The organism is Escherichia sp. GZ89 (genome assembly GCF_019366485.1).
GTDB classification, from domain to species: domain Bacteria; phylum Pseudomonadota; class Gammaproteobacteria; order Enterobacterales; family Enterobacteriaceae; genus Escherichia; species Escherichia fergusonii.
This window is the reverse complement of record NZ_JAEOHX010000069.1, coordinates 1-543: the sequence shown is the minus strand read 5'-3', so window position 1 is coordinate 543 and position 543 is coordinate 1. Positions and strand designations below refer to the sequence as shown.

1 pseudogene is annotated in these 543 nt (G+C 51.7%); it reads right to left on the bottom strand.

Going from position 1 to position 543, the window contains the following annotated elements:
* Positions 1-543: pseudogene (locus K0335_RS22250) on the bottom strand (APC family amino acid permease); the annotation flags it as partial.

The following is a 543-nucleotide window of genomic DNA, read 5'->3' as shown; positions in this document are numbered from 1 at the left end:
GCCATCGCTCTGGGAATCGTACGATGCGCTTTTTTAATTTCCGGCGCCATTGGCGTGACCAGTTCACAACCGACGAACATAAACATCGCCATGCCTATATAACCAAACAGACCAGAAAGATTACTGACATCAAGCGGTGCGCCAAACCACCCGGAATGATGAGTGACCGGGGATAACAGGATCCCGCATAAACCGAAGATGGTCAGGGTAGTCCACATACCGAATGTAAGAAACACTTCCACCTTGCCAAATACTTCAACACCAATGGCATTCAGTATCCCGAAAACCACTACCATGCCGACGCGTGCCGGCAAACATGTGTACGATCAGGTAAGCGCAAAGCGCACCGGTGATAGCGAAAAAACGCCCCATCCCGCAGGAGATATAGTCGTAGACGGAGCCAGTCGTGGGAATGAGCGTTGCCGCTTCGGCAAAGGTGGTAATCTGCGCTTGCATCATAATAAATGCCAGTAATACCGCAAGGGCAAAGGTATCTCCCCCTGAGCCAAAACCACTGGTCACGGTCAGGATCACCGGGCTTGC